Source organism: Streptosporangium sp. NPDC020145 (assembly GCF_040631275.1).
Classification (GTDB): domain Bacteria; phylum Actinomycetota; class Actinomycetes; order Streptosporangiales; family Streptosporangiaceae; genus Streptosporangium.
This window is the reverse complement of the sequence record NZ_JBEXZT010000019.1, coordinates 108985-126882: the sequence shown is the minus strand read 5'-3', so window position 1 is coordinate 126882 and position 17898 is coordinate 108985. Positions and strand designations below refer to the sequence as shown.

Sequence of the window (17898 nt, the reverse complement as noted above, 5' to 3'; positions counted from 1 at the left end):
GCCGGCCCAGTGGAAGGCGCGGTACATAGGGAGTCCGTATGGCGTCCGCTTTTCGGTCGTCGAGACGTTCGTGATGACTACGGGGACTCCACGCAGGTGAATGCCTTGAGCTTTGCCTGACATGAATGGGCCCTGCGCATCTAGCCTGAGAGGTGTTGAGACTCATCAGAAGAGGCAGGGCTATGTCTGAAGATAATACGCTCTCCACTTTCGGCGACCGAGTGAAGTTCTTCCGGAATTACTCCGGCATGACCAGGGCGGTTTTCGGCGAGCTGTGCGGCCGGAGCGAAGACTGGGCCAAGAGCATCGAAATCGGAAAGATCGGTATGCCGGGGCTCGGCATGCTGATCCGGATGGCGGAGATCCTGGGGGTGGAGGATCTCTCGGCTTTCACCGGCGAACAGCGCCTGAGCAGGGCCACCTTCACCAAGAAGGCGCATGAGCAGGCTCCGGCGATCGTGAAGGCACTGGCCTCCTACCCTCTGGTCCTTCCCGACCGTGAGCCGGTGTCGGCTGACGCGCTGGCGGCGAATGTCAGGCAGGCGTGGATGGTGTGGCACGGCTCGGCGACTCAGCGAACCGCCGTGGCCGCGCTCCTGCCCCGCCTGCTGGCCGACGCGCAGATCTCGGCGCGACTTCTGGAGGGAAACGACCGGCGACGCGCCCAGGAATGTCTGGCGCAGGTCTATCACCTGGTCCAGTTGTATTTGTCCTTCCAGCCGTATCCCGATCTGATTCTGCTCGCCGGAGACCGTGCCATGGCGGCGGCGCAGGAGGCGGACAGCCCTAAGGCGATAGCCGCCGCCTCCTGGTATCTCAACCATGTCTGGCGTGATGCCGGTGAGCAGGCCGAAGCCCGTATCGATCTCGCCCGGCAGGCCGGACGGCTATTGCGCCAGGAGAATGAGGAGGAGCGGAGCCTGTGGGGGCTGCTTCAGCTGGCCGTAGCCCTGTCGTACGCCAAAACCGGACGGCGGGGCGACGCCGAGCGGTACTGGGACCAGGCTCATCGTGCCGCGCGTTCCCTGACCGGTCACCATCCGTGGCTGATGTTCGGGACTGGCACGGTGGATGCCTACGCGGTGACGATGTCGGTTGACCTGACCAACGGACACGAGGCCGTCCGGCAGGCGGATCGCCTCGATCTGGAGGGCGTCCCGTCGAAAACCCGGCGTGCTTTCCACACCGTGGAGATCGCCCGGGGTTTCCACCTCAAGAAGGAACCGCTGGCCACGATTCACCTGTTGAGCCGGGCGTATGACATCAGCCCGGACACGATCTCCTTCAACCTGTTCACTCGCAGGACCACCGATGAGCTGATGACCACGGGCGGTGCCACCGTACGGGATGAGGCTCGCACCCTGGCCCGCAAGATCAAACTGGTTCCCGCGGCCTGAAGTTTCGAGGGGGAGGATTCCTCCCCGGCGGGCAGGGAGGGTTCCTCCCCCTTGACGTGGGGGGAGGGACCCTCCCTGTTCCTTTCTGTAGCCGAGTGTTCACTAAGGGTATGCACTCGCAGGCGACCCTCCAGCCACTGGAGTTGCGGACTCTTCGGACGCTGCCGCCTGCCTTCGGGCAATCACTCCACCTCAGGGAACCCCTGATCGGATCACGGAGGTTCAGATCATGCACGACGCTCCCACCGTCCCGGCGATCCCGGGGTGGCGGCTGATCATCAGTGATGCCGGACGGTTCTGGGCGATCCGCAACCGGGCGTTCCCGCGTACGGCGTTGCGCGCCGGAGCTGAGCCGACGGTGGACGCCGACACCTTCGAGGAGGTTCGGGAGGCCGTGGCGGAGCAGGAGGAGAAGGCCCGGGGCGCCGTTGCGGGGGTGTCCTCGTGACCGGGCGGCATCGGGACGGCATGCCGTACGCGGCGGTGTATCGGCGGGTGTGGGACGGGCCTGCCCGCGCCGAGGCCGAGCGGATCGATCGGGCGTGGGCGGACTGGACGGTGCTCTACAGCCTGGGGCGACGGTGTTTCTACGCGATGGCCGCTTGGGGCGGCCCGCGTCCGGTGATCGTCGAGGACGTCACGGGTGAGGGGTTGGAGGAGCGGATGCGGGAGGCGGAGATGATCAAGGCGGTGCGGTCTTCGGCGGCGCCGGTTCGTGGCGGGGCTTCCCGTAGGCGGGGAGGGCCTTCCGTGGTGGCGGTCGCTGAGGAGCCCGGCGGGGAGACGGTGTCCGCCGGAGGGCGTTCGCCGGGTGGGAGGGCGGCATGACGGCCTGGGTGCCTCGTCAAGGTTCTGGGTTTTCCGATCGAACCTGTGACTCCGTGCAAGCGGCTCACCCGGGCTGGCTGGTGTTCCACAGCTCGACGACCGGGCTGTGGAGTGCCTACCGGAGTGTCCTGTTCGGCAGGCCGTACGCCGGGGACGTGCTGTTGGTGCGGGCCGGGTCGGCTGAGGAACTGGATCGGAAGTTGAGCGCTCAGGCGCTCCCGGTGGTGCCGCCGAGCATCCAGGCCGTCGCCGTCGCCCGTGCCCTCCAGACCGCCCGGGTCAGGCAGATGGCCCCGGTCTCCCGGACCGTTCAGGCCGTATGTCCTGGTCAGGCCGTCGCGCCGGGTCGCGCTACGGCGTTGCGCAGGTTGCTGCGCTCTTGAGGCCGGTACGGCGGGCGGAGGACGTCATCCCACCCGTCGCCCGCCGTACCTCCTTGAACGTGCGGCTCAGGTGGGAGGGACCTGGGCCGCACACCTTCGCGAGGTGGTTTCCACGCACGCTGTTCGTGCCGGGGAAGGGGGAGCCGCCTGGCGCACCGGTCTCCATATGTGGAGGCCGGTCCTCCTCCAGGGTGTCCGGCCCGTGCTCCCCGGCTCGGGGCCGGGCACCCGCTCTCTGAAAAGGCACCCGCCCCCAACCACTCCCGCACCCAGGGACGACCATGACCGACGACGAGCGACGCATGATCGACCTGCTCATCAGCACCCACCCCGGCTGGCGGTACGAACGCCTCCACCTGCCAGGCCTGCCCACATGGTGGGCCATCCGGTACCGGCCGTTGCGACCCGACCAGCGCAGGGCCGGGGCCAGAGACATGCTCGGCCGTACGACACTGCGCCGCCTCGCCGGAGCGCTCGCCCGGCACGACGAGATCGTCCACCGCAGCCGCCACTGAAGGAGTCCCTCCAATGTCCCCCCTCAAGGCCGTCGCCCCGATGGCACCTTCGCCACCGGGCCCGGCACCACCGAACGTCTCCTCACTCCCGGTGAGGTCGCGCGGATCTTCGGTGTGGACCCCAAGACCGTCAACCGGTGGGCCCTCACCGGGCGCATCCCCTCGGTCAGGACGCCCAGCAGGCAGCGGCGTTACCGGGAGAGTGACATCAACGCCCTGCTCAACGCCGGCTGATTCGGCGTCCGGAAAAGCCGCGAAAGACGTGGGTCAGTCAGGCAGGAGGACCGAGAGGAACGCCGCTGAGGCGGTGTCGTCGGCGACGGCGTCGGAGAGGACGGAGCGGATCGACTCGAACGCCGGCGGGTCGGCCTCGCGCAGTGTCGAGGAGCGCGTCCAGACCAGCAGGTGTTCACCGGCAGGCAGCCATTCGAGGTCGGTGAGGCAGTCGTAGAGGGCGTCGAGGTTGTGCCCGAAGTAGTCGGGGAACGACAGGGCCTCGGCGATCGCCGACATGGCCTCCGCCGAGGTGGTGATCCCGGAGCCGTCGACCCGGTGCGTGACGGCGTCGCCGTGGTCGGTCTCCACCTGCTCGGCGACCCCGGGAACCTCGGGGACCTCCGTGACCCTGGAGACGCGCGGCGCCCCCGAGGACGACTCGGTGATCTCCGTCGCCTTCGCGACCGTGGGGTCCTGCGGGCCGCGGATGGCGCGCAGGGTGCGCAGACTCTCCTGGGCGGCCGGCCCCTCCTCGAACGTTCCCCTGGGCAACGTCGGTCACCTCCGTACGTCGACGATGACGAAAGTCCGGTAGTGGTCGCCGGTGTAGTAGAGCTCCCGGGTCCCGTCGCCGCTGATCAGGCGCCGTGCTCCCCGGTCGCGGCTGCCGGGGGTCGGGACGGTGTACTCGTGGTAGTAGCCCTGCTGCCTGACGGGCAGGCGGCGTTCCCGGTTCTGGAAGACCACGCCGTCGCGGGAGTAGGGGAAGGGACCGCCCTGCCGGATGCGCTTCCAGGTGGCGGCGGCCTCGGGAGGAAGCGCCGACAGCGTCCTGGTGGGCATCGTGCCGTCAGCCCGAGGGCTCACCGCGGGCGCGCTACTGGCGCGGGCCGGCTGCTCGGGGGTCGTGCATCCGGACAGCGCCATCACCAAGGACAGCACTGCGGACGAGACGAGAGCGGCGGTTCCCCGAGGTGTCACCTGGCCAAGCTACCCGTGACCACGTCAGGAAAAACGGCCGGGGGTGTGTGGCCGACGCAAGGATTGGACAGACATTGTCTAGTTGTCAGACAATGTCTGAATGAAGTTCGCCGTCGTCGCCGCAGCCGTGCTCTGGGGGACCGCGGGCACCGTGGGGATGCTCGCCGCCGGAGTCGATCCGGTCTCCCTGGCCGCCGCCCGACTGGTCCTCGGAGGGCTGGTGCTGGTGGTCGCCGCGCGCAGACTCCTGCCCAGGCTGCCCCGAGGGGGGATGCTCCCGCTCGCCGCCCTGGCCGTGGCCGCCTACCAGCTCTGTTTCTTCGCCGCCGTCGGCAGGACCGGGGTGGCCGTCGGCACCGTGGTCGCCATCGGCAGCGGTCCCGTCTTCACCGGACTGCTGTCCTGGTTGCTCGACAGGCGGGTGCCGTCGGGGCGTTGGGCGGCGGCGACGGCGGCGGCCGTGGCGGGCTGTGCCGTACTGACCGGTGGGGGAGGGCAGGTGCGCCTTGACGGGGTGCTGCTGGCGCTGCTCGGCGGTCTGCTGTACGCGTTCTACGCGGTGACGGCGGCCAGGGTGATCGCCACCGGGGTCCCCTCCGACGCGGTGATGGCCGCGATGTTCGGCGGCGCGGCCGTGGTGATGCTGCCGGTCCTGCTGTGGACGGGCACCGCCTGGCTGGCCGAACCGCGTGGCCTGCTCACCGCCGTCTATCTCGGCTGTGTCTCCACCGCGCTCGCCTACGTCCTGTACGGCAGGGGCCTGCGGGTGACGCCCGTGGCCACCGCGGCGACCCTCGCCCTGGCCGAGCCCGCGGTCGCGGCACTGCTCGGTGTCGTGGTGCTCGGTGAGCGGCTCACGCTCGTCTCGGCCTGCGGCCTGGTCCTGCTCGGGGCGAGCCTGGTGGTGGTCGCCCTTCCCGAACGCGTGGCGGCGTTAGGGTCTTCGGCGTGACCGTTCCCCTGCGCCCTGTCTCCGCTGTGAACGCCCTCGCCGACGCGCTGCGCAGGCGGGTGCTCTCCGGGGAGATCCCCCCGGCGACCCCGTTGCCCGAGCAGGAGCTGTCCACCCTGTACGGCGTGGCCCGCCCGACCGTCAGGGAGGCGCTGGCCGTACTCGTGCACGAGGGGTTGCTCAGGCGGGAACGGCACCGCAGCGCGCAGGTCGTCGAGGTGACCGTGGCCGATCTCGACGACCTGATGTTCGTCAGGCGCCCCCTTGAGGATCTGATGGCCGTCACGCTGGCCGGGCGCAGGGTCGAGGAGGCGGACGCGGCGCTGGGCAGGATGGCCGCGCTGCCCGCGGACGCGCCCTGGTCGGAGATGGTGGCCGAGCACATGGCGCTGCACCAGGCCCTGGTCGTCGCGGTCGGCAGTCCGCGTCTTGAGCGGCTCTACACCTCGCTCGCCGCGGAGACCCGTCTCGGCCTGGTACGGCTGCGCACGGTCTATCCCGACCGGGAGGTGCTGGTGGCCGAGCACCGGGAGCTGCTCGACGCGATCGGAGAGGGGTCGCCGGAGGAGGCGAGGCAGGCGGTGGCGGCGCATCTGGATCACGGCTGGGGCGAATGAGGCTTGCACCCGGCGCCAGGTAGTCGTCACAATCGCGGCCATGCACGGCAATTCAGTGCCGGACTCCTACGTGTACGTCACGGAGGAAGGCGTGGCCCGTCACTACGCGGACGGCAGCGTCGACGCTCTCGCCTGGGAAGACGTCGTCGAAGTTCGCGTGGAGGGTGACTCGGAAACCGAGTCGGACATACTGTACATTTTACTTAACCGGGGTGGACAGGGATGTGTGGTGCCACAATCGGCAACCGACACCACCTTCCTCGCACGCCTGCGGTACCTGCCTGACTTCGACGTGGAGCGGCTCGGTGAGGCCGTCGAGAGCCTCGGTGAGGGTCATGTCGTGGTCTGGCGCAGCCCTGATCCTCCCAATCCGCTGCCCGACTTCGAGTACGACTGACGTCGTGCGGTCCGGCGCGCCCTCAAACCAACCGGATGGTAATCGTGCACGCGTGGACCGTTCCGTCAAGGCGTTCCTTCTGTCCCTCTTCGGCCAGTAGTGGACAGTAAGGCTGTATTCCCCTGCCCAGAGGTGATCACTAGGATTTCAGTGGGTTTCCACGCTCCTGGTGCATTCGGGAAAGCTGTCAACCAATGAAATGAGATGCGCGTCCCGTTACCTGGTAACGATGGGGCATCTGGGTGGGGTGGTATGAGAGTGGGGACAGAGGAGCCCGCTGCTACGCTCCTCGGCGATTCAGTGCGGACCGCTCCAAGTATCTGGACGCGATCCTACGCACGGATTCTGTTGGCCGGCGATCTCGCGTGCGCGGTTGTCGCGTGTGAGACCGTCCTTGGAGTTCGACTCTGGTTCGGCGCCTTCATCCCCAGGACGGAGGCGTTGTTCGGGCTCGGTCTCGCCCTGGCATGGCCCCTGTTCCTGGCGGTCGGCGGCGCCTACCGCAAGCGCGCGCACGGCGAGGGGACAGAGGAGTTCCGTGCGGTCTTCGACGGCGGGGTCGGACTGACGGCCGCCGTCGCGATCGGGGCGTACGCCACACAGGCCACGATCGCCCGAAGTTTCGTGATGGCCATGCTGCCGCTGGCGCTGGCGCTCACGGTCGCCTTCCGCTACTGGATGCGCAAGCGGCTGCACCGCAGGCGCGCCCTCGGCGAGTACATGCGTCAGGTGGTCGCCGTCGGGCACCGGGAGTCGGTGCTCGACCTGGTCATGCAACTCAGAAGGCAGCCCCACCACGGCATGACCGTGGCCGCGGCCTGCCTGCCCTCCGGTCCCGACGACATGGACGTGGACGGGATCCCCGTGCTCGGCGGTTTCAGCGACGTCCCCGCCGTCGTCGCCAAGGTGGACGCCGACGCCGTGGCCATCCTGGCCTGCCCCGAACTGGACGGCGTCGCGCTGCGCCGGATCGCCTGGGGTCTTGAGGACGCGCGGACCGACCTGTTCGTCGCGCCCGCCCTCATGGAGGTCGCCGGCCCCCGGATCAGCATCCGCCCGGTGGCCGGAATGCCGCTGCTGCACGTGGAACACCCCGAGTTCGACGGCGCCAAACAGCTCGCCAAGAGCCTGTTCGACAAGGCCGCCGCGGGCTTCGCGCTGCTGCTGCTCGCCGTACCGATGCTGGTCATCTGCCTGCTGATCAGGACGACCAGTTCCGGGCCCGCGCTGTTCCGGCAGGTCAGGGTCGGCAGGGGCGGCCGGGAGTTCAACGTCGTGAAGTTCCGCACGATGGTCAACAACGCCGAACGGCTCAAGGTCGAGCTTGAGGAGCGCAACGAGTTCGACGGCGTGCTCTTCAAGATGAGGAACGATCCAAGGATCACCCGGGTGGGGGCGTTCCTGCGCCGCTACTCCCTCGACGAGCTGCCGCAGCTGCTCAACGTGGTCCGCGGGGAGATGTCCCTCGTCGGACCGCGCCCGCCGCTGCCGAGCGAGGTCGCGCAGTACGGCGCCGACGTGCGCCGCCGCCTGGTCGTCAAACCGGGCATGACCGGACTGTGGCAGGTCAGCGGACGCTCCGACCTCAGCTGGGAGGAGTCGGTCCGCCTGGACCTGCGCTACGTCGAGAACTGGTCGCTCTTCCTTGACCTGCAGATCCTGTGGAAGACATGGAGCGCCGTCATGGGCGGAGAAGGGGCTTACTAGCTGTGAAGGCTCTCGTGCTCGCCGGGGGGTCGGGCACCCGGCTCCGGCCCATCACCCACACCTCGGCCAAACAGCTCGTCCCGGTGGCCAACAAGCCCGTGCTCTTCTACGGGCTCGAAGCCATCGCGGCGGCCGGGATCAGGGAGATCGGCATCGTCGTCGGCGACACGCAGGCGGAGATCGAGGCGGCCGTCGGTGACGGCTCCGCTCTCGGCCTGCAGGTCACCTACCTGCGGCAACAGGCACCGCTCGGGCTCGCCCACGCGGTGCTGATCGCCCGGGACTATCTCGGCGAGGACGACTTCGTCATGTACCTCGGCGACAACTTCATCGTCGGCGGCATCGGCGACGTCGTCGACCGGTTCACCCGGGACCGGCCCGACGCGCAGATCATGCTCACCCAGGTCGGCGACCCCAGGCAGTTCGGCGTCGCGGAGCTGGACGGCAACGGCCGGGTCGTCGGTCTTGAGGAGAAGCCCGCCGAGCCGAAGAGCGACCTCGCGCTCGTCGGCGTCTACCTGTTCACCCCGTTGATCCACCGGGCCGTGGCCGAGCTCAAGCCGTCGTGGCGCGGCGAGCTGGAGATCACCGACGCGATCCAGTGGCTGATCGAACGGGGTCACCGGGTCGAGTCGTCCGTCATCTCCGGCTACTGGAAGGACACCGGCAACGTCACCGACATGCTTGAGGTCAACCGGCTGGTGCTCGAATCCCTCGAAACCCGCCTGGAAGGCCGGGTGGACGACGTCAGCGAGCTGATCGGCCGGGTGGTCGTCGAACCGGGGGCCGTGGTCGAACGCTCCCGCATCGTCGGCCCGGCGATCATCGGCGCGGGCGCGCGCATCCTGGACAGCTACGTCGGTCCCTTCACCTCGATCGCCGCGGACTGCGTGGTCGACGGCAGCGAGATCGAGTACTCGATCGTGCTGCCCAGGGCCTCGATCTCCGGGGTCTCCCGGATAGAGGCCTCGCTCATCGGTCACGACGTCGAGGTCACCCCCGCCCCCAACACCCCCAGAGCCCACCGCCTCGTGCTGGGCGATCACAGCAAGGTGCAGATCAGCTCATGAAGGTCCTGGTCGTCGGTGGGGCCGGCTTCATCGGTTCCCACTACGTCCGCACGCTCGCGGCGGACGGTGTCTCGGTGACGGTGCTCGACAAGCTCACCTACGCGGGCAACCTCGCGAACCTGCGAGGCGTCCCGCACAGGTTCGTGCTCGGTGACATCTGCGACGCGGAACTGCTCGCCGAGGTGGTCCCCGGGCACGACGTCGTCGTCAACTTCGCCGCGGAATCGCACGTGGACCGGTCCATAACGGGTGCCGGGGAGTTCGTCAGGACGAACGTGCTGGGCACCCAGACCCTCATGCAGGCCTGCCTCGAAGCCTCGACCCCCAGGGTCGTGCAGGTCTCGACCGACGAGGTCTACGGCTCGATCGACGTCGGCTCCTGGGCCGAGGACGCGCCGCTGCGGCCACGCTCGCCGTACTCGGCGGCGAAGGCGGGCGGCGACATGATCGCCCAGGCCTACGCGGTCACCCACGGCCTGCCGGTCTCCATCACACGATGCGGCAACAACTACGGGCCCAACCAGTACCCGGAGAAGGTCATCCCGCTGTTCGTCACCAACCTCCTGCAGGGGCGCAAGGTGCCGCTGTACGGCGACGGCGGCAACGTCAGGGACTGGATCCACGTCGCCGACCACTGCGCGGGCATCAGGCTGGTCGCCGAGCGCGGCGAACCCGGCGAGGTCTACCACATCGCCGGTACGGCGGAGCTGACCAACGTCCAGCTGACCACACTGCTGCTTGAGGCGTGCGACGCGGACTGGGACATGGTCGAGCGGGTCGAGGACCGTAAGGGACACGACCGCCGCTACTCCCTGGACGACTCCCGGCTGCGGGCCCTCGGCTACCGGCCCTCGGTGCCGTTCGAACGGGGTCTGGCCGCGACCGTCCGCTGGTACGCCGACAACCCCGACTGGTGGAAGGCCGCCGCCGAGGCCCAGGACAGGACCCCCGAGGAGAAGATCGCTCTGGAACGGGCCGTCGCCGGGGAGAACGGATGAGCCGGTGGCTGGTCACCGGCGCCTCCGGCATGCTCGCCGCCGAACTGCTCGGCCTGCTGCGCGCGCGGGAGGAGTCGGTCGTCGCCCTGACCAGGGACGATCTCGACCTGCGTGACGAGCGGGCCGTACGGGACGTGGTCGCCGAGCACCGGCCCGGCGTCGTGGTCAACTGCGCGGCCTGGACGGCGGTCGACGACGCCGAGACGCACGAGGACGAGGCGCTGGCCGTCAACGGGCACGGTGTGCGGGCGCTGGCCGAGGCGTGCGAGCGCCTGGGCGCGCTCATGATCCACCCCTCGACCGACTACGTCTTCGACGGCACCGGGGCCGAGCCGTACGCGGAGGACGCGCCGACCTCGCCGGTCAACGCCTACGGGCGGACCAAGCTGGCCGGGGAACGCGCCGTGCTCGACACGCTGCCGCACACCGGTTACGTCCTGCGCACCGCCTGGCTGTACGGCGCGGCGGGCGGGAACTTCGTCAGCACGATCGCGGGTCTGGAGGGGAGCAGGCCGACCCTGGACGTCGTCGACGACCAGCTCGGCCAGCCGACCTGGGCGGGCGACCTGGCGGCCCGGATCGTCGAACTGGCCGAGATCGCCCCGGAGCCCGGGGTCTACCACGCCACCTGCTCCGGGCAGGCGAGCTGGTACGAACTCGCCCGGGAGATCTTCACGCTGCTCGGCGCCGACCCGGGGCGGATCAGGCCGGTCTCCTCCACGGAGTTCCCGCGCCCCGCGCCCCGCCCGGCCTACAGCGTGCTGGGCCACGACCGCTGGGCCACGGCCGGTCTACCGCCGATGCGCGACTGGCGAGAGGCCCTTCGAGAATCAAAGATCCTGGCTAGTGATTAAGCTGTGTTTCTTTGCTCCGCCTTCGGCGTCGCGGGCTTGGGCGCCCAGGGTCGGTGCTTTCCCTCGTCGCTCATCCGCTTCGCTCCTTCGCTCCTCAGTCCAAGCACCGACGCGCCCAAGCCGGACACCCCTCACGCACGGCACCGGGTCAGCTTCGGGCGGCGAGTTCCCGGTAGTACGCCTGGCACGCCTCGTAGGTCGGGAGAAGGCCGGTTTCGAGGGCTTCCTTGAGGGTGGGGGCGGCGGCGTCCTTGTCGGAGAGGACCGGGTCGAGGCCGGCGGGCCACTCGATGCCCAGGTCGGGGTCCAGGGGGTTGAGGCCGTGCTCGCGGCCCGGGGCGTACGGCTCGGAGCACAGGTAGGAGACCGTGGCCTGTTCGCTGAGCGCCATGAACCCGTGTCCCAGCCCCTCGGCGACGTAGAGACCGCGCCGAGACTCCTCGTCCAGACGTACGGCCTCCCAGCGGCCGAAGGTCGGCGAGCCGACGCGGATGTCCACGACGACGTCGAGGATGGCGCCGGAGAGGCATGTGACATACTTCGCCTGCCCAGGAGGCACGTCCGCGAAGTGGATGCCGCGCAGCACGCCGCGCCGGGAGACCGAGCAGTTGACCTGTGCGAGATCGATCGCGTGCCCGACGGCTTCCCGCAGGTCATGGGCACGGTAGGTCTCCAGGAAGGCGCCGCGCGGGTCAGTGTGGACACGCGGGGTGTGGCACCAGGCTCCGTCGATGCTCAGGGGTTCCATGGGCGGAAGCATGACACAGCGCGTGGCTGTAACACCCCAGGACCGCGGGGCGAAATCCTAGGGTTCGCCCTCATTGGAACGATCTTGCAAGTCACCGGTCGAGCCGCGTCGCGCGGCGAGGGAGCGTATTGATGACAACGTGCCGCCTGTGCGGGTCCACGAGTCTTGCCAGTGTGGTCGACCTCGGGGCGACGCCGCCCTGTGAGTTGTTCCTCACCGCCGAGCAGGTCGACGAGCCGGAGACGACCTACCCGCTGCACCTGAGAGTGTGCACCGGGTGTTGGCTGGCACAGATCCCGCCGCTGATCACTCCCGAGGACACCTTCACCGAGTACGCCTACTTCTCCTCCTACTCGACCTCGTGGGTCGAGCACGCCAGGCGGTTCGTCGACGGGGCGGCCGACCGGCTCGGGCTCGACGAGAACTCGTTCGTGGTCGAGGTGGCCAGCAACGACGGCTACCTCCTCAAGCACGTCGTCGACCGGGGCGTCCGCTGCCTGGGCGTCGAGCCCTCGAAGAACGTCGGCCAGGCCGCCAGGGACAGGGGCGTGCCGACGCTGACCGCCTTCCTCGGCCCGGAGACCGGCGCCGAGGTGCGGGCCGAGCACGGTCCCGCCGACCTCGTGGTCGCCAACAACGTCTACGCCCACATCCCCGACGTCATCGGGTTCACCCAGGGGCTGCGCGCGCTCGTGGCCGACGACGGCTGGGTCTCCATCGAGGTGCAGCACCTGCTGACGCTGATGGAGCTCAACCAGTACGACACGATCTACCACGAGCACTTCCAGTACTACACGGTCGCCTCGGCGCAGCGCGCCCTCGCCTCCGGCGGGCTGGCGCTGGTCGACGTCGAACTGCTGCCCACGCACGGTGGCTCGATCCGGCTGTGGGCGCGTCCCCAGGAGGTCGCGGGCGACCCCACCTCCCGGGTGGTCGAGGTGCTCGCGGCGGAGAAGGCGGCCGGGCTGCACGAGCTGTCCGGATACGCGGAGTTCGCCGCCCGGGTCGCCCGGGTACGGCGGGACCTGCTGAGGTTCCTGGTCGAGGCCGCGGAGCAGGGCAAGACCGTGGTCGGCTACGGCGCCCCCGGCAAGGGCAACACGCTGCTCAACCACTGCGGGATCCGGCCCGACCTGCTGCGTTACACCGTGGACCGCAATCCGTACAAGCACGGCAGGTTCACCCCCGGCACGCGGATCCCGATCGTGGCGCCCGAGCGGATCGCCGAGGACCGGCCCGACTACGTGCTGGTGCTGCCCTGGAACCTGCGCGAGGAGCTCTCCGCGCAGCTGGCCTACGTCCACGAGTGGGGCGGGCGGCTGGTCTTCCCCATCCCGAACCTGGAGATAGTCGAGGTGAACCCGTGAAGGTCGTCCTCTTCTGCGGCGGGTACGGCACGCGGATGCGCAGCGGCACCCCCGGTGACGTGCCCAAGCCGATGCAGCTCGTCGGTCCCCGGCCGCTGATCTGGCATGTGATGCGCTACTACGCCCACTTCGGGCACACCGAGTTCATCCTGTGCCTCGGGTACGGCGCGCACCACATCAAGGACTTCTTCCTCAACTACCAGGAGACGACCTCCAACGACTTCGTCCTGCGCGGGGGAGAGGTGGAACTGCTGTCCACCGACATCTCCGACTGGTCGATCTCGTTCGTGCAGACCGGGATCGACTCACCGATCGGCGAACGGCTGCGCCGGGTCCGCGACCACCTCGACGGAGACGAGATCTTCCTGGCAAACTACGCGGACGTGCTCACCGACGCGCCGCTGCCGGAGATCATCGACCGCTTCGCCGCCTCGGACGCCGGAGCCTCGATGATGGTCGTCCCGCCCGCGGAGACCTTCCACTGCATCGAACTCGGCGAGGACGGCATGGTCGGCGGGATCACCCCGGTCAGCGACATGCCCCTGTGGATCAACGGCGGCTACTTCGTGCTCCGCCAGGAGGTCTTCGACCACATCCCGCAGGGCGGTGACCTCGTCGCCGACGGCTGCGGACAGCTCGCCAAGCGCGGCAGGCTGCTGGCCTACCCGCACCGGGGCTACTGGAAGCCGACCGACACGGTCAAGGAGCGCATCGCGCTCGACGAGGCCTACTCCAGGGGCGACCGGCCGTGGGCGCTGTGGGAACGCGAACCGGAGGTGCGGTCCAGATGATCGGATTCCGGCCCGCGGCGGTCGGCGGCGTCGTCCTGCTCGCCGCCCACTGCGACGACCTCGCCATCGGGGCGGGCGGCAGCCTGCTGACCCTCTGCTCCGCGCGTCCCGGCCTCAGGGTCGACGCCCTGGTGCTCTCCGGCGGCGGCACCGAGCGCGAGGAGGAGGAGCACGCGGCGCTGACCGCCTTCTGTCCCGGGGCGGACCTGCGGCTGACCGTGCTCAAGATGCCCGACGGGCGGCTGCCGGCCAACTGGGAGGAGGCCAAGGCCGCGGTGGAGGACCTGCGTTCCAGGACCGATCCCGACCTGGTCCTCGCCCCCAACCCGGCCGACGCCCACCAGGACCACCGGGGCCTGGCCAAGCTGGTGCCGACCGCCTTCCGCGGTCACCAGGCACTCGGCTACGAGATCGTCAAATGGGACGGCGACCTCGGGCAGCCCTCGGTCTACCAGCCGCTGACGCCCGAGGTGGCCGAGGCCAAGGTGACCCTGCTCCAACAGCACTACCCCTCACAACGGCAACGCCCCTGGTACGACCGTGAGGCCTTCCTGGGGCTGGCCCGCATCCGCGGCATCGAGTGCCAATCGCGCTACGCGGAGGCGTTCTACACAAGCAAGATGACTCTCGACCTGGCTGGAGGATGAACCGGATGCGCGTGCTGCTGACCGGGCACCAGGGCTACCTGGGAACTGTGATGGCCCCGGCACTCACCGAGGCGGGCCACGAGGTGATCGGCCTGGACTCGGGGCTGTTCGCCGACTGCCTGCTGGGGCCCGCTCCGGCCGACCCCGCCGGGCACCGGGTCGACCTGCGTGACGTCACCGCCGAGCACGTGGCCGGGATCGACGCGGTCGTGCACCTGGCCGCGCTGTCCAACGACCCGCTCGGGTCGCTGGCACCCGAGCTGACCTACGACATCAACCACCACGCCTCGGTGCGTCTGGCCAGGCTGGCCAGGGACGCCGGGGTGCGGCGGTTCCTGTACGCCTCGACCTGCTCCGTCTACGGCGCCTCCGGCGGCGACGAGCTGGTCGGGGAGGAGGCGCCGCTGCGTCCGGTGACGCCGTACGCCGAGTCCAAGGTCCGGGTCGAGGACGACCTGACCGCGCTGGCCGACGACGACTTCACCCCCGTCTTCATGCGCAACGCCACCGCCTTCGGGTTCTCGCCCAGGCTGCGCGCCGACATCGTGCTGAACAACCTGGTCGGCCACGCCCTGCTGTCCAACGAGGTGCGGGTGCTGTCCGACGGCACCCCCTGGCGCCCGCTGGTCCACGCCAAGGACATCGCCGAGGCGTTCGTGCTCGCGCTGGCCGCCCCGCGGGAGGCCGTACACGCCAGGGCGTTCAACGTGGGCACCGAGCAGAACAACGTGACCGTCGCGGACATCGCGGCCGAGGTCGTGGAGGCGGTTCCCGGCTCCAAGCTCGTCATCACCGGTGAGGCGGGCGCCGACCCGCGCTCCTACCGGGTCGACTTCTCCCGCATCCGTGCGGCGCTGCCCGGCTACGAGGCGAGCTGGAGCGTCAAGGCGGGCGCGGCCGAGCTGGTCGACGCCTACCGGAGGTTCGGGATGACCGAGGACCTGTTCAAGAACAGCTTCACCCGGCTCGCCAAGCTGGCCGCCAGGAGCGCCGACGGCACCGTGGACGAGACGATGAGACCGCGTGAGGCGGGCGTCGGTGACAACTGACGCCCCCCAGACGGCAGCAGGGGAGAGCCGCGAGACCGAGGGCCGTGAGATGCACGCCCTGGTCGAGCGGCTCTACCCGCTCTGCAGGAGCATCACCGGCGACGGGCTGCGCCGTACGCTGGAGATCGTCTCCGGGGAGATCCCGCTGGAGGTCAGCGAGGTGCCGACCGGCACCGAGGTCCTCGACTGGACCGTGCCCAGAGAGTGGAACATCCGCGACGCCTACGTCAAGGATCCCTCGGGCGAGCGGGTGATCGACTTCGCCGCGTCGAACCTGCACGTGGTCGGCTACAGCGTGCCGGTCTCGGCGACCATGACCCTCGACGAGCTGCGCGGGCACCTGCACACCCTGCCCGAACAGCCGGACCTGGTTCCGTACCGCACCAGCTACTACGCCGAGACCTGGGGTTTCTGCCTCAGGGAGAACACCCTGGCGGCGATGGGGCCGGGGCCGTACGAGGTGGTGATCGACTCGACGCTCGCCGACGGCCACCTCACCTACGGCGAGCACGTCGTGCCGGGGCGCAGCACCGACGAGGTACTCATCTCCTGCCACGTCTGCCACCCCTCCCTGGCCAACGACAACCTCGCGGGCGTCGCGGTCGCCACCCGCCTCGCCCGGCGGCTCGCGAAGAGCGACCCGCACTACACCTACCGGTTCGTGTTCGCGCCGGGCACCATCGGCGCCATCACCTGGCTGGCGCGCAACAGGGAGCGCGCCGGGCGCGTCAAGCACGGCCTGGTGCTGGCCTGCGCGGGCGACAGCGGATCGCTGACCTACAAGCGCAGCAGGCGGGCCGACGCCGAGATCGACAGGGCGGTCCGGCACGTTCTGCGCTCCTCGGGGCGTGAGCACACGGTCCTGGACTTCTCCCCGTACGGCTACGACGAGCGGCAGTACTGCTCGCCCGGATTCAACCTGCCCGTCGGCTCCCTCACCAGGACGCCGTACGCCGGATACCCGGAGTACCACACCTCGGGCGACAACCCGGATTTCGTCTCGCCCGAGGCGATGGCCGACACGCTGGAGACCTGCTGGGAGGTGACGCGGGTGCTCGAAGGCAACCGCCGTTACCTCAACCTCAGCCCGTACGGCGAGCCGCAGCTCGGCCGGCGGGGACTGTACGGCTCGCTGGGGGGCCGTAGCGACACCAAGCAGGCCCAGATGGCGATGTTGTGGGTGCTGAACCTCTCCGACGGGGAGCACACCCTGCTCGACATCGCCGAAAAGTCAGACCTGCCCTTCGCCGTCGTGGCGGAAGCGGCACAGGCCCTGCGTGGTGCAGGACTCCTCAAGGAGTAGTGGAGATGACGCGGTTGCAGGCCGTCACGGAGCCCGGGGTGCTCAACCTCCGGGTGGGGGAGACGGTTGAGGTCCTGAGCGAGGCCGAGATCATGGCCACTCTGGACGAGAGGGGAGAGCTCGACGAGCTGCCCTTCATGCCGGAGATGCTGGCTTTCTGCGGGAAGCGGCTCACCGTGCACAAGGTCGCCTACAAACTGTGCGACACCATCAGCCGCAGCGGCATGCGCAGGATGGAGCGTGCCGTACACCTCACCGGGGCGCGCTGCGACGGGTCGGCGCACGGCGGATGCCAGACGGCCTGCCTGATGTACTGGAAGGAGTCCTGGCTCAAGCGGGTCGATCCCGGTTCCCCGGAGCCGGAACCGGCCAAGGAGGCCGAGGGGTCAGGAGGGGGTCTGGCGAAGGGCCGCGCGCTGCTGCCCATCCTGGAGGTGGCGTCCAGGAAGGAGCCGGGGGAGGACGGGCAGGAGCGTTACTCCTGCCAGGCGACCGAGCTGCTGCGCGCCGCGCCGACCTGCCTGCCGCTGAAGGAGTTCGGGCAGTACGTCACGGATGTGAAGACGGGCAACGCGAGTGTGTTCTTCACGCTCCGCGCGCTCCTGGTCGGCCTGTTCAACCGCTACCAGGAGCGCAGCCGGCGGTTCCTGCCGTCGTGGCTGCAGATCAGGGGCGGCCTGAAATGGGGCTTCGTCAAGGGGCGGCTCACCGGGGCGACACCGAGCATGACGCTCGACCTCCAGCCGGGAGAGCTCGTCCGGATCAAGCCCAAGGAGGAGATCCTCAAGACCCTCAACCAGGACCTGCTCAACCGGGGGATGGGGTTCGAGGAGGAGATGTCGCGGTACTGCGGGAAGACCGCGCGGGTCCTGTCCCGGGTCGACCGGTGCATCGACGAGAAGACCGGTCGCATGCTCACGATGAAGAGCCCCTGCATCATCCTTGAGGACATCGTCTGCGCGGGCGCGTACAGCGTGAGCTGCCCCCGGCAGTTCCTCCCGTTCTGGCGGGAGATTTGGCTTGAGCGGGTCCACGAGCCCGCCTGATCGGACCGGGACGCTGCGGCGACGGCGGTTCG

General features: G+C 69.4%; 21 protein-coding genes and 1 pseudogene. 19 read left to right on the top strand and 3 right to left on the bottom strand.

Annotated features, from left to right (window positions below; genetic code table 11):
* Window positions 1-182: 182 nt before the first annotated feature.
* The 6 genes and pseudogenes from ABZ463_RS28695 to ABZ463_RS28670 all read left to right on the top strand — a co-directional run.
* Window positions 183-1397 (top strand): helix-turn-helix domain-containing protein, encoded by a 1215-nt coding sequence (locus tag ABZ463_RS28695; RefSeq protein WP_362780788.1) that lies wholly within the window; start codon window positions 183-185, stop codon window positions 1395-1397.
* A gap of 229 nt (window positions 1398-1626) precedes the next feature.
* Entirely contained in the window at window positions 1627-1845 is a 219-nt protein-coding gene (locus ABZ463_RS28690; RefSeq protein ID WP_362780786.1) for a hypothetical protein, read from the top strand.
* Window positions 1842-2225, top strand: a complete 384-nt coding sequence (locus ABZ463_RS28685) for a hypothetical protein (RefSeq protein ID WP_362780783.1) — start codon at window positions 1842-1844, stop codon at window positions 2223-2225. The genes ABZ463_RS28690 and ABZ463_RS28685 overlap by 4 nt, the downstream gene beginning before the upstream one ends.
* 53 nt (window positions 2226-2278) lie before the next feature.
* A complete protein-coding gene (locus ABZ463_RS28680; RefSeq protein ID WP_362780781.1) occupies window positions 2279-2608 on the top strand; it encodes a hypothetical protein in 330 nt (109 codons plus the stop codon).
* Between the two features lie 281 nt (window positions 2609-2889).
* On the top strand, window positions 2890-3123 hold the full coding sequence (locus ABZ463_RS28675) for a hypothetical protein (protein ID WP_362780780.1): 234 nt from the start codon (window positions 2890-2892) through the stop codon (window positions 3121-3123).
* A 69-nt stretch (window positions 3124-3192) separates the two neighbouring features.
* A pseudogene (locus tag ABZ463_RS28670) lies at window positions 3193-3357 on the top strand (BldC family transcriptional regulator); the annotation flags it as partial.
* Window positions 3358-3390: 33 nt separating this feature from the next.
* Here the strand turns inward: ABZ463_RS28670 and ABZ463_RS28665 are convergent.
* Window positions 3391-3891, bottom strand: a complete 501-nt coding sequence (locus ABZ463_RS28665) for a barstar family protein (protein ID WP_352010863.1) — start codon at window positions 3889-3891, stop codon at window positions 3391-3393.
* Between the two features lie 6 nt (window positions 3892-3897).
* A complete protein-coding gene (locus ABZ463_RS28660) occupies window positions 3898-4320 on the bottom strand; it encodes a ribonuclease domain-containing protein (protein ID WP_362780778.1) in 423 nt (140 codons plus the stop codon).
* A gap of 100 nt (window positions 4321-4420) precedes the next feature.
* On the opposite strand from ABZ463_RS28660, the gene ABZ463_RS28655 reads away from it, so the two are divergent.
* The 7 genes from ABZ463_RS28655 (at window position 4421) to rfbD (ending at window position 10915) form a co-directional block, all read left to right on the top strand.
* Window positions 4421-5272, top strand: coding sequence for an EamA family transporter (locus ABZ463_RS28655; RefSeq protein ID WP_362780776.1), 852 nt, complete (start codon window positions 4421-4423; stop codon window positions 5270-5272).
* Complete coding sequence (locus tag ABZ463_RS28650; RefSeq protein WP_362780773.1) at window positions 5269-5889, top strand: GntR family transcriptional regulator; 621 nt, start codon at window positions 5269-5271, stop codon at window positions 5887-5889. Before ABZ463_RS28655 ends, ABZ463_RS28650 begins: the two co-directional genes overlap by 4 nt.
* 40 nt (window positions 5890-5929) lie before the next feature.
* Window positions 5930-6286 (top strand): hypothetical protein, encoded by a 357-nt coding sequence (locus ABZ463_RS28645; RefSeq protein ID WP_352010859.1) that lies wholly within the window; start codon window positions 5930-5932, stop codon window positions 6284-6286.
* A gap of 252 nt (window positions 6287-6538) precedes the next feature.
* Complete coding sequence (locus ABZ463_RS28640) at window positions 6539-7993, top strand: sugar transferase (RefSeq protein WP_352010858.1); 1455 nt, start codon at window positions 6539-6541, stop codon at window positions 7991-7993.
* 2 nt (window positions 7994-7995) lie between these two features.
* Window positions 7996-9063, top strand: coding sequence for a glucose-1-phosphate thymidylyltransferase (locus ABZ463_RS28635; RefSeq protein WP_352010857.1), 1068 nt, complete (start codon window positions 7996-7998; stop codon window positions 9061-9063).
* Window positions 9060-10061: a dTDP-glucose 4,6-dehydratase gene (gene rfbB / locus ABZ463_RS28630; RefSeq protein ID WP_352010856.1), complete on the top strand. Its 1002-nt coding sequence runs from the start codon at window positions 9060-9062 to the stop codon at window positions 10059-10061. The genes ABZ463_RS28635 and rfbB overlap by 4 nt, the downstream gene beginning before the upstream one ends.
* On the top strand, window positions 10058-10915 hold the full coding sequence (gene rfbD / locus ABZ463_RS28625) for a dTDP-4-dehydrorhamnose reductase (RefSeq protein WP_362780769.1): 858 nt from the start codon (window positions 10058-10060) through the stop codon (window positions 10913-10915). Before rfbB ends, rfbD begins: the two co-directional genes overlap by 4 nt.
* A gap of 148 nt (window positions 10916-11063) precedes the next feature.
* Here rfbD and rfbC read toward each other — a convergent pair whose 3' ends face one another.
* A complete protein-coding gene (gene rfbC, locus ABZ463_RS28620; protein WP_362780767.1) occupies window positions 11064-11663 on the bottom strand; it encodes a dTDP-4-dehydrorhamnose 3,5-epimerase in 600 nt (199 codons plus the stop codon).
* Window positions 11664-11794: 131 nt separating this feature from the next.
* On the opposite strand from rfbC, the gene ABZ463_RS28615 reads away from it, so the two are divergent.
* From ABZ463_RS28615 to ABZ463_RS28590, 6 genes are read left to right on the top strand one after another with little or no spacing between them, the layout of a single operon-like run.
* Window positions 11795-13030 (top strand): class I SAM-dependent methyltransferase, encoded by a 1236-nt coding sequence (locus ABZ463_RS28615; RefSeq protein WP_362780764.1) that lies wholly within the window; start codon window positions 11795-11797, stop codon window positions 13028-13030.
* A complete protein-coding gene (locus tag ABZ463_RS28610; protein WP_352010852.1) occupies window positions 13027-13821 on the top strand; it encodes a sugar phosphate nucleotidyltransferase in 795 nt (264 codons plus the stop codon). The genes ABZ463_RS28615 and ABZ463_RS28610 overlap by 4 nt, the downstream gene beginning before the upstream one ends.
* Window positions 13818-14468, top strand: coding sequence for a PIG-L family deacetylase (locus ABZ463_RS28605; RefSeq protein ID WP_362780761.1), 651 nt, complete (start codon window positions 13818-13820; stop codon window positions 14466-14468). Before ABZ463_RS28610 ends, ABZ463_RS28605 begins: the two co-directional genes overlap by 4 nt.
* Window positions 14469-14473: 5 nt before the next feature.
* Window positions 14474-15517 carry an SDR family oxidoreductase gene (locus ABZ463_RS28600; protein WP_352010850.1) on the top strand — a complete coding sequence of 348 codons (1044 nt, stop codon included), beginning with the start codon at window positions 14474-14476 and terminating at the stop codon, window positions 15515-15517.
* Window positions 15507-16820 (top strand): DUF4910 domain-containing protein, encoded by a 1314-nt coding sequence (locus ABZ463_RS28595; RefSeq protein ID WP_362780758.1) that lies wholly within the window; start codon window positions 15507-15509, stop codon window positions 16818-16820. The genes ABZ463_RS28600 and ABZ463_RS28595 overlap by 11 nt, the downstream gene beginning before the upstream one ends.
* Window positions 16821-16825: 5 nt before the next feature.
* Complete coding sequence (locus tag ABZ463_RS28590; RefSeq protein ID WP_352010848.1) at window positions 16826-17866, top strand: hypothetical protein; 1041 nt, start codon at window positions 16826-16828, stop codon at window positions 17864-17866.
* Window positions 17867-17898: the final 32 nt, after the last annotated feature.

Coding starts and splice junctions, on each gene's coding strand:
- ABZ463_RS28695 (WP_362780788.1), top strand. CDS start 183: ATGTCTGAAGATAATACGCTCTCCACTTTCGGCGACCGAGTGAAGTTC.
- ABZ463_RS28690 (WP_362780786.1), top strand. CDS start 1,627: ATGCACGACGCTCCCACCGTCCCGGCGATCCCGGGGTGGCGGCTGATC.
- ABZ463_RS28675 (WP_362780780.1), top strand. CDS start 2,890: ATGACCGACGACGAGCGACGCATGATCGACCTGCTCATCAGCACCCAC.
- ABZ463_RS28655 (WP_362780776.1), top strand. CDS start 4,421: ATGAAGTTCGCCGTCGTCGCCGCAGCCGTGCTCTGGGGGACCGCGGGC.
- ABZ463_RS28645 (WP_352010859.1), top strand. CDS start 5,930: ATGCACGGCAATTCAGTGCCGGACTCCTACGTGTACGTCACGGAGGAA.
- ABZ463_RS28640 (WP_352010858.1), top strand. CDS start 6,539: ATGAGAGTGGGGACAGAGGAGCCCGCTGCTACGCTCCTCGGCGATTCA.
- rfbB (WP_352010856.1), top strand. CDS start 9,060: ATGAAGGTCCTGGTCGTCGGTGGGGCCGGCTTCATCGGTTCCCACTAC.
- rfbD (WP_362780769.1), top strand. CDS start 10,058: ATGAGCCGGTGGCTGGTCACCGGCGCCTCCGGCATGCTCGCCGCCGAA.
- rfbC (WP_362780767.1), bottom strand. CDS start 11,663: ATGGAACCCCTGAGCATCGACGGAGCCTGGTGCCACACCCCGCGTGTC.
- ABZ463_RS28615 (WP_362780764.1), top strand. CDS start 11,795: ATGACAACGTGCCGCCTGTGCGGGTCCACGAGTCTTGCCAGTGTGGTC.
- ABZ463_RS28605 (WP_362780761.1), top strand. CDS start 13,818: ATGATCGGATTCCGGCCCGCGGCGGTCGGCGGCGTCGTCCTGCTCGCC.
- ABZ463_RS28600 (WP_352010850.1), top strand. CDS start 14,474: ATGCGCGTGCTGCTGACCGGGCACCAGGGCTACCTGGGAACTGTGATG.
- ABZ463_RS28590 (WP_352010848.1), top strand. CDS start 16,826: ATGACGCGGTTGCAGGCCGTCACGGAGCCCGGGGTGCTCAACCTCCGG.